Below are 9,263 nucleotides of genomic sequence, written 5' to 3' on the forward strand. Positions count from 1 at the left end.
AAAATTGAGGGCCTTCGAAAAGGGCGTTGAAATCGAAACGCTTGATGTCAATCACACCTTCACTCAAAGAACAGTCGATCTTCACCCCAAATTCGACTTTGGCGTTCGCCTTGCCTCGTTGAGTTGGCCGAATATACGGTTGCTGGAGATTGACGATGCGCTCTTCAACGTGGTGAGTCTTATGAGTATACATGTACCATTGTTGGTCAAACAAGATTCGGATCACTCCAAGCCGAATTGCCTGATCACTCGGTAAGGTAACGCCAAGGTCAATGAATTCATTGATATAGCGCAAGTCTCGGCGAACGTATTGGAGTTGGGCCTTGACCTGCTTGTGAAAACCACCGTGTTGTTGTTTAGGATGGCGTGGGAATGACGTCCAGCAGTGCTTAGCTTCACACTTGTACATGCGTGGATTCGGTACCCCGAGTTGGTGTGCCATATCGATTGCCATCGCTTCAAGGTTAAGTCTGGGGACCAATCCGGCGTCGAAATCACGGTTAGGCGTGACCTTGACCTACGCGATCAATCAGCGTCAGCTGCTCAATCGTGTGTTGGATTACGGCGAGATCGATCTCAGCAACAATGCCTCCGAAGGGAACATGAAGGCGTTCGTTACTGGCCGCAAGAATTGGCTATTCGCGTCTAGACCTAAGGGCACCGAAGCAAACACAATTTGGATGACGATTGTGGAGACGGCCAAGGGCAGTGACCTGGATCCAAGAAGATATATCGAAGACCTACTTGAATGGATACCGCAGCTGCCCACCTTCGTGAAGCCGGAACAGCTTGAGGGCTATTTACCATGGAATATTGAAACAGAGTCTTCAAGAACCATAAGTGCGTAAACGACAATGCAGCCCGTCCTCTACGAACTGGAGAATGGGACCGCATTTGTGTCTGATTCAAGACGGTCGGTTATTAGATGCTTACAAAGAGCGGGGCATCAAACTAAGTGGGCCGAAGCTAGGTCGTAGACCGAGGCACGTGGATGCTAAGCAACGTGAAAATGATACTGATGCAGAGAATAGACGAGGTGTAATTGAACGTAAGTTTGCCTTCTTGAATGGCTCACTTGGGCTTGATTTAGTGAACACCAGAACCGCTGAATCTCTCGTAGTCGAAGTCGATTCGGCTATTGTGTTGGCTAACCTCGTGCTGCTTCTGATAATTTTTTTCTATACCAATTTCTATCATTGCCCAACGATCCGGCAGAATGTATCAAGTCAACTATAAAGTCATCACTGAAAAACCAAAATTAGCAGTCTAGTTCAGTACCGACTAGGTATCGTTTGAGAGAAACACACGTGTATTTTTCACAAGCGTTCTACATGACTCCAATTTGCATGGTTGCTATTGTAGTCAACTATAGAACGCAAGTGAATTACAGAATTAATTAATGAAACATATTCAACAATTGTCAAAATGTAAGAAAGAAAAAAAATTGAATGGAGCTGTGCACAGAAGCAGCAGTTTCGATTTTAACGGCTCTCGCGAAGCGGTCACTGATAATGCAATAACTACAAACACGTATGATACCATCGCAACAAACATTCCTAAATCTTGGAAATAAATCGTAATAAATAGTAAATACAAATACACAAAAGGCTCTATAAGCATAAAAAGTTCCTGAAATACTGCAAGCGGTAACTGGAAAAAAAAGTTAACATCTTACTAAATTTCTTGTCCATATTAAAAAAAGATTATGATATTTTACAAATGCTATGAAGCGACCATACTTCCATCGATATCTCTGTTTGATCAGAGACTTAAACTTTTTCACTGGTTGGGTATAAGCTACTGCATCATTGGCATATCCTATAATGTTATCCTTATTCCCATACCTAGAGAGCAGTTTTAAAGTCAGGTCAATGTCTTCAGTGGGAGTATTGGTGTCATATCCACCAATATTTCTAAGCATATCCGTTCTAAAAGTGGACCCAATACCTCCTATGATGTAAAGCGTTTTTAAAACATGCTCAGCACATTTGCCTCTGTATGCACTTATGAATTCAAAACGCTGGCATGCTCCAATAAAAGTTGGTAAGTTTAACATCTTCACATTCATAGCAAGTGCGACTATGTTTGGATTCCAAAACCATTTGACCATTCTTTCTATAGCATCTTCTTTTAAGAGAGAGTCTGCATCAAGAACCATTGTTAAGACAGAATCATCACAATTAAATAGGGCATTGTTAATTGCTACTGATTTTCCTGAGTTTGATTGCTGAATCAGTTTAATGTCATTATCAGGATGAGCTTCGATAAACTTTTTGACTAAAACAGCAGTGTTATCAGACGAACCATCGTCAACTACTACAATTTTGCTTTTTTTCGTAAGTATTTTTACAAATTGAGGCCAATGTTTGGATTATTGCCTTTTCCTCATTAAATGCAGGGACGATGACTGTTATTGACGGATTAAAGCGCTTTATCCTCCTGTGGTGAGCATATCTGTGCTTGATAAATCTATAATCATACACATTTGCAAACCAAAAAGTAATGAACATCCTTAATAAGCCCAATGCACTCATACATAGAATAAAAATGTTCAAACCATGAATATACGCTTGAAGGCTTGAATCGCTCATTTAACGTTATACCATTTTCTAAGGAAAAAGTTGTAGCAACTAAAAAGTGCAATGGCTAAAATCAAAACAATCCCAATTATCGGCAAAAAAAGTAAAAATGTGTTCACCAGTTACAGGTAAAGTCGCGGCACCAACAAAAGCCGCGGATCGTCCTAAGTTTCCAGTTTGTGACATAGATATTCCTCCTTATGAAATCGTCCATAACTTTTAAGTTGCAGACTGCTACCATTCACTAACAAGACAAGTTTATCACAGAGTTATAAAGAAGTATAGACCTCTAAAACAAATAGTTTCTTAGAAAAACACAGTTGGTCATGGTATTATTAACCTCATTCCTTACTCACAAGAATTCATACTATAACTTAAAATTGCGGACTGCTTTTTTTTATTGATTGAGGTGTCTTTATGATTTATGGATATGCACGCGTAAGCACTGACGGACAGAATTTACGTGTCCAAATACAAACGTTAAAACAGGCAGGAGCAATAAAAATTTATTCAGAGAAGTACACGGGAACTACTATGGTAAGACCTGCTTTTAAAGAAATGATTCGCTCGATGCAACCTGGTGATAAATTAATCGTCACAAAACTTGACAGATTTGCACGTAACACCAAAGAAGCATTAGAAGTGATTCAGAGATTGTTTGACAAGAATATTTCGGTAATGATTCTAAACTTAGGCACCATCGACAACACTCCCACAGGTAGACTTGTGTTTACAGTATTCTCAGCTTTTGCACAATTTGAGAGAGATATGATCGTTTCAAGAACTCTAGAAGGAAAACAATATGCAAGAGCTCACAATCCTCAGTTTAAAGAGGGACGTCCAAATACATATTCTGAGGATGATATTCGAAAAGCCTTTAGGCTTCGGGAAGATAATCTTTCTTATGCGAGGATCCGAAAAATAACTGGAATAAGCGAAACAACTTTAAAAAGGCGCTTTAAACAAATAGAGAGTTAGCTTCATTCTATTCATTCTATTATGTCTGTATAAACCATAAGGGTCAGCCATGGGCTGGCTCTTTGTAAGCACCTAATAACCGACCGTCTTGAATCAGACGCAAAATGCGGTCCGCTCTCCAGTTCGTGGAGGACGGGCCGCATTGTCGTTTACGCACTTATGGTTCTTGAAGACTCTGTTTCAATATTCCACGGCAAATAGCCCTTAAGCTGTCCCGGCCTTACGAAGGCGGGGAGCTGCGGTATCCATTCAAGTAGGTCTTCGATGTATCTTCCTGGATCCAAGCCATTGGCCTTGGCCGTCTCCACAATCGTCATCCAAATTGCGTTTGCTTCGGCGCCCTTAGGGCTAGTCGCAAATAGCCAATTCTTGCGGCCAATAACGAACGCCCTCATGTTCCCCAGTTTACAATTAACACCCTGACGACTAGACCCCAAAGGCCATGAAGACCTATTCTTGTTAATGCTAGCTAAACAAGAAAGCAGGAATCTTCGTGATCCACTCTCAGACTAACACCCACAAGTATTACAAACAACAGAGTTTTAACGATTGTGCTACAATTCAGGCCCTTCGGGCTGCTGGTGACACCGTGACCGTGATTGCACAGAAGCTTCATCGCAGTAAAGCGACAATCTCACGAGAAATCACGCGTGGCTCTGTAACTCAGCTTGACTCGAAGCGTCACTCGCATAAAGTTTATCTTGCGGAAACTGCCCAAGCCATACACGACTGTAAACGCGATAGGACCGGTCACTACGCCTTCCTTAAGACCAGGCGTGCGTTCTTCAAGGCTCTCGCTAAGGAGCTTACTCGTAAGCCTCGCGTACACAGCGGTGATAGCTTTGTACACTTCTATCGCGACCAGGGCAAGTCTTTCGCTTCAACGACAACTGTGTATCGCTACATCGATGTTGGGCTGCTTGAGCTAGACAAAATGGCGTTGCCCAAGAAGCTCCGACGCCGCGTCAAAGGCTATAAGAACGCCCACAAGCGCAAGAATAAGAAGATATACGGCGACTCAATCAGCTGCGTCCTGCGGCTGTGAATGACCGCACAGGCGTGGGGCATTGGGAAGGCGACCGGGTCAAAGGTATTCGCTCAGCTGATGAGCCAGCATTAATGACGCTCACGGAACGATACAGCCGGACTGAAATCATCGTCAAGATTCCTGACTATCATGTGGGCACCTGCCTTAAAGCCTTGCAGGACACGATGACGACTTTGGTGCCAAGGAGTTTGATAGTATCACCTTTGACAACGGGTCTGAGTTTGCCAAGCTGTCGGAGATTGTTGGAACCCAGATCTATTTTGCTCATCCATACTCTCCTTGGGAGCGCGGCACTAACGAGAACACCAACGGACTACTCAGGGAGTATTTCCCGAAGGGAAAGTCTCTCAGGGACGTTACGCTGGTTGAGATCCAGGCAATCCAGTCCGCACTGAACCATCGTCCCAGACGTATTCTGCACTATCTTCGCCCATGCGATTACTACCGACGCATGGCCTAACAGCCTAGACCACTATCAAGCATTCATTATCATCGTTGCACTTGGCTTGAAAATTGAAGAACGCCTTCGTGTTCCTTTCGGAGGCATTGTTGTTAAGGGTATTTGGTATACCAACTTACCAACAGACTTTTTTTCACGTTGCCTGAGTGGTTACCTTTATTATGCAATATAGGAGATAACGACAATACCCAGCACGACCCATGCGCATTTTCTACGGTGAAGGTCGTGCCGGGTATTTTTTTAGATGCCGTCAGTGATGATCCAGTTATTGCTCTGCTTGGAAAGGGTCAGGGTGTATTGCGATACTTGGTTCATGTCGTTGTCAGTGTCGAGATACTTCACAGATAAGGTGACGGTCAGGCCGCGTTTAGTCTGCTTAAAGACTGGGTCGAGCAGTTCCACAAACTTGAGGTTGCGTTCGATTGGTCGCGTCCCGCCATTGACGTAATATTTGAGTTCGTTGCGATCACTTTGCGGGTACAAACCGAAGAACGTCTTGAGAAACTTGGTTACGTCATTTGCGGTGCTGCTGACTACCGTGTTATCGGATTGGGTGTCTGGTAGTTTGAGCCGAGCTGTTGCCGGTTCGGCCGCGATGGTTGGGTTCTTGGTGAGCACCATATCGCCGTTGCTATCTTGCATGACGTTAATGGTGTAAGTGCTGGTCACAGATTTCCTGTCTTTGCCTTTGGTAAGGTCTTGGTTCACCGTAAATAGTACGCGGAACGTGTCTTTGGCTGTCTTGCTCACGTCCCAGACCTTGACCTCACTAACTGTGGCCGTGGTCGGAATATCACTCCGTACGGTGTCGGTGTTCAGTGATTGCAGTTGCTCTACAAGATAGGGCTGCAAGGCTTTCTGACGTTGGTCGAGCGCTTCGTGGTTAGGTTGCCACGAGTAGTAGATTTTGGCGAAGTCGGTGGTGAAGGTTGCCAAGCGTGCGTGTCGATCACCTTGGTCTTGATTACTTGGACTTCATGGACAGTGTGGGTGTCGATGGCGGTCATGTTCTTGTAAACGCCGAAGCTGGTGCTACCAATCAGTACTGCCCAGCAAATCAGCGTGACCGGACGGCGCAATCCGTGGTGTTTAGTTTTGGGTGGCTTTGGGTCGCGGGTTCCTTCTTGAACCAGCCGTTCTTTTGGGTTTTGTCTTTACTCAAGGTTCGTTCACCTTGTCCTTTCTAATTTCGTAGCAGCGGTAAAAGTCATCGTAAATATCGAGAAAGCGCACGAACAGGCGTTGCAGCGAGATTCGCTTGTAGCCCTCATAGTCGGTTTCGATATACTGACCGAGTTCACGGTCGTTGTTGAAATATTCTTCGGCCAAGTAGCGTTCGCGGTCGAGGATATACTTGCGGTCTTCTGGGGCGAACACTTTGCCCTTAAGCCATCCATCAACGGCCACTTCATGCGCAACGGCTAGGCGATACTCGCGTCGGTGCCCGTATTCCATTTCCGGCATTCGGTCAACGAAGCGGTCGAGAACGTGGCACAGGTCGTCAGTATTGGGTAGGCGTTGTTTGAAGAACTTGATTCGTTCCCATTCGCCTGACGCAAAGTCTAGTTCCTTATTGCGTAATGCACGGTTGTCACCGAATTTGAGATCGACATGCGCTTTTTGTAGTGCATCGTCATAGGTGTTGGTGATGAGATCCATCCAGTCAAAATAACTGATTCCATTTTGATCCATTGGCTTCACCTACCTCTTCACACGCCCGGCGCCGATCAGGTGGGCTTGCCAATAGCTTGAGTTCAAGTCGGCATAGCCCAGCGGGTCGCCTGCGTTGTACATCTTCATGCCGCCGACATAGATCCCAACGTGGGTCACATAGTCGGCAGTATCATAGGTCGAGTGGAAGAACACGAGGTCACCGGGCTTGGCGTCACTGATTTTCAAGTGTGCCGTGGCATCGTATTGTGCTTGAGCAGTGCGGGGGAGTTTGATTCCAGCTCTGCCGTAGCACCAACTGGTCAGCCCGGAACAGTCAAAGCCCGTTGTTGGCGTTGAGCCGCCGAACACATAACGAGTGCCTTGATATTTGAGCGCTTCATCCATAATGGCTTGCACCGTTTTGTCGTCGAACTTCGCGCCACCGGTGACAAGGTATTGCGAGATGACCGACACGTAGTACATGTTCCCATAGGCATAGCGCCAACCCTCTTTAGCAACCGCGTTGGTGTAGGTGACTTTCTTGCCACCAGACTTTTCTTTAGCAAAAGCCGTTGCCAGCTCCAGCGTGTACTTTTTGCCGTGCTTAGCAACGTAGTCAATAAAGCCGCCACCGTAGTTGTAGCTTTGAATCGCAGTGTTGAGATCCACTCCGGCAGCTTTCATACTTTTCAGCAGTGACGCGAAATACTTCACGCCTTGCTTAATGGACGCTTCTGTATCTAACGTATTGACCGGTAGCCCCAGTGATTCGCTAGCCTGCATCACGTCGCCGCTCTTACCGCCAGATTCAACCTGCATGATGGCGAGTATCACCATCACTTGGTCTGAAATGCCAAACTCCTTGCAATACTTTTCGACCGTCAGCTTGTGCTTGTAGACTTCAGCGGATAAGTTCATTGCGTCTGCTGTGATCGCAGAGTCAGGCTGATCTTCGTCATCATCAGAGGCAATGACCGCAAAAAAACAGACCGCCGATCAACAGTATCGGGAGTGCGGCAAGAGCTAACCAGCGCCAGAGCTTCATCGTTTCTTAAACCCCTTAGCCTTTTTGATCCGCTGTGGCTTTGGGTTGCGTGGCTTAGCTGGTTTTTCGGAAACGAGGGTCAGTGGCTTCTTCTGTTTCTCTGTTGGAGGGGCTGGTTCTTGGTGCGGTGTGATGGTAGGTTCTGCTTGCGGTTTCGTGACTGGACGCGGGGGACGAGTTGAAGTTGGCTTCGTGGCAGCGCGCTTAGGTTGCCCACTGGTATCAGTTTGTTCGGGCTTTGGTTTGGTAGGTGTGGCAGTTGTCGGCTTACGAGTTGGCTCAACCGGTAGCTTGGTAGCCGTTGGTTTTGGCTTTGCAGGATCAGCTTTCGGCTTGATTGCGAGCTTGCGTTCTTGCATTTGCTTACGCCGTTGGTCAAGCTGCTTGTCACGTTCCTGCTGATTGGCCTCACGCCGACCCTTGAAGCTATCCTTCGCAGTTTCGGCGGCGTCCTTAGTCAGCTGCTTTCCACGATGCAAGCCGTACAAAACGTTGGTTGGGGCGTCCTTCACTTGATCAAGGCCACGTTTGGTCTTATCTTTGAGCTTGTTACCAACATCAGATACATCCGCAAGTTTCTCACCCAGTCGTTGGCTGCGTGGCTTCTTAGCTTGTTGCGGCTTGGCAGCATCCGCAGTTTGCTCGCGTTGCGAACCAGCGGGGAGCTGTGGTGTTTGCGGAATTCCGTGCCCTTTACCATAGCCCCGTGACAGGAAGCGCCCTGCCATAGCGCCACCCATTGCACTACCAACGAACTGCCGAAGCATTCGGTTCCCACGGCGCGAGAAACGTTGTGCGCCTTGCTGGGCATCAGAGCTGTGGAGCTGCATCATGCCCATCAAGTCGCCGAGCTTCATCCAGATACCGGCGAAGATAGTGACTTGCAGGAAGGCCACGAGGAAGAACGGCGAGGTAGCTGACAACCCATAGACCATTGCCGATAGCGAGAACGCCATCGTGATCACCAGCGTCACGCCAACCCGCGTCATGATTGTGTTAAACAGCTTCATGATGTTTTGCTTCATCAGGCCGTTAAATGACGGTAGCATCGCGAGCAAGAATGACACCGGCAGGAACGTCGCGTAGATGATAAAGAGGATCTGGCTGAACAGCATCATTGCCGTCAGGAAGAAGACAAACAAGGTGATCGCAATGTTGAACAGGACAACAAAGGTTGTGGTGCCCAGCCGATTGATGGTCATGGTCGGCGAGAGGTTCTCGTTGTCATTGTCTTCAATTTCAGCTTTCACCACGTCGGTGCGGGTTTTACCCTTGTCGCCAAACGGATCGGTCTTCATCAACGTGTTCACACGGTCTTTGCCAACGTTATCAGCGTCGCTGTCACCGAATTGCAAAAGTGTCCACGGCTGTTTCACCTGAATTTCAAACAGCGTGTCACGGATCGCGTCGACGCCTGATTTATCGGTGGCTGTATCAGTCCCCATAATCATCTTGGAGCCAGTGTTGAGTGCGCTGGTGCTGATGTCGCTACTGAACTCG

Annotated in this window: 7 protein-coding genes and 4 pseudogenes; 4 read left to right on the plus strand and 7 right to left on the minus strand. The window is 46.9% G+C overall.

Annotated features, from left to right (window positions below; translation table 11 throughout):
• Nucleotides 1-472, minus strand: a pseudogene (locus tag JCM13995_RS11510) (IS5/IS1182 family transposase); the annotation flags it as partial.
• Between JCM13995_RS11510 and JCM13995_RS11515 the strand changes: the two are divergent.
• Entirely contained in the window at nt 408-848 is a 441-nt protein-coding gene (locus JCM13995_RS11515; RefSeq protein ID WP_225350873.1) for an IS66 family transposase, read from the plus strand. The pseudogene JCM13995_RS11510 and the gene JCM13995_RS11515 overlap by 65 nt on opposite strands.
• Nucleotides 849-933: 85 nt before the next feature.
• A pseudogene (locus JCM13995_RS11520) lies at nt 934-1,270 on the plus strand (transposase); the annotation flags it as partial.
• Nucleotides 1,271-1,663: 393 nt separating this feature from the next.
• Here JCM13995_RS11520 and JCM13995_RS11525 read toward each other — a convergent pair.
• Nucleotides 1,664-2,344, minus strand: coding sequence for a glycosyltransferase family 2 protein (locus JCM13995_RS11525; protein WP_225350874.1), 681 nt, complete (start codon nt 2,342-2,344; stop codon nt 1,664-1,666).
• 652 nt (nt 2,345-2,996) lie between these two features.
• Here JCM13995_RS11525 and JCM13995_RS11530 point away from each other — a divergent pair.
• Nucleotides 2,997-3,557, plus strand: coding sequence for a recombinase family protein (locus JCM13995_RS11530; protein ID WP_054665845.1), 561 nt, complete (start codon nt 2,997-2,999; stop codon nt 3,555-3,557).
• A gap of 149 nt (nt 3,558-3,706) precedes the next feature.
• Here JCM13995_RS11530 and JCM13995_RS11535 read toward each other — a convergent pair whose 3' ends face one another.
• A complete protein-coding gene (locus JCM13995_RS11535) occupies nt 3,707-3,952 on the minus strand; it encodes a transposase domain-containing protein (protein WP_082397845.1) in 246 nt (81 codons plus the stop codon).
• A 98-nt stretch (nt 3,953-4,050) separates the two neighbouring features.
• Here JCM13995_RS11535 and JCM13995_RS11540 point away from each other — a divergent pair.
• Nucleotides 4,051-5,065: pseudogene (locus JCM13995_RS11540) on the plus strand (IS30 family transposase).
• Between the two features lie 240 nt (nt 5,066-5,305).
• Here the strand turns inward: JCM13995_RS11540 and JCM13995_RS11545 are convergent.
• The 4 genes and pseudogenes from JCM13995_RS11545 to JCM13995_RS15030 all read right to left on the minus strand — a co-directional run.
• Nucleotides 5,306-6,001 carry a conjugal transfer protein gene (locus JCM13995_RS11545; protein ID WP_225350872.1) on the minus strand — a complete coding sequence of 232 codons (696 nt, stop codon included), beginning with the start codon at nt 5,999-6,001 and terminating at the stop codon, nt 5,306-5,308.
• A 222-nt stretch (nt 6,002-6,223) separates the two neighbouring features.
• Nucleotides 6,224-6,757 (minus strand): hypothetical protein, encoded by a 534-nt coding sequence (locus JCM13995_RS11550; RefSeq protein ID WP_054665856.1) that lies wholly within the window; start codon nt 6,755-6,757, stop codon nt 6,224-6,226.
• A 9-nt stretch (nt 6,758-6,766) separates the two neighbouring features.
• A pseudogene (locus JCM13995_RS11555) lies at nt 6,767-7,763 on the minus strand (bifunctional lytic transglycosylase/C40 family peptidase).
• The coding region (locus JCM13995_RS15030; protein ID WP_054665847.1) for a CD3337/EF1877 family mobilome membrane protein at nt 7,760-9,263 on the minus strand (1,504 nt) is incomplete at its 5' end. The gene JCM13995_RS15030 and the pseudogene JCM13995_RS11555, both read right to left, overlap by 4 nt.

The organism is Lacticaseibacillus camelliae DSM 22697 = JCM 13995 (assembly GCF_001311195.1).
Lineage (GTDB): Bacteria > Bacillota > Bacilli > Lactobacillales > Lactobacillaceae > Lacticaseibacillus > Lacticaseibacillus camelliae.

Coding starts and splice junctions, on each gene's coding strand:
- JCM13995_RS11530 (WP_054665845.1), top strand. CDS start 2,997: ATGATTTATGGATATGCACGCGTAAGCACTGACGGACAGAATTTACGT.
- JCM13995_RS11550 (WP_054665856.1), bottom strand. CDS start 6,757: ATGGATCAAAATGGAATCAGTTATTTTGACTGGATGGATCTCATCACC.
- JCM13995_RS11515 (WP_225350873.1), top strand. CDS start 408: ATGCGTGGATTCGGTACCCCGAGTTGGTGTGCCATATCGATTGCCATC.
- JCM13995_RS11535 (WP_082397845.1), bottom strand. CDS start 3,952: ATGAGGGCGTTCGTTATTGGCCGCAAGAATTGGCTATTTGCGACTAGC.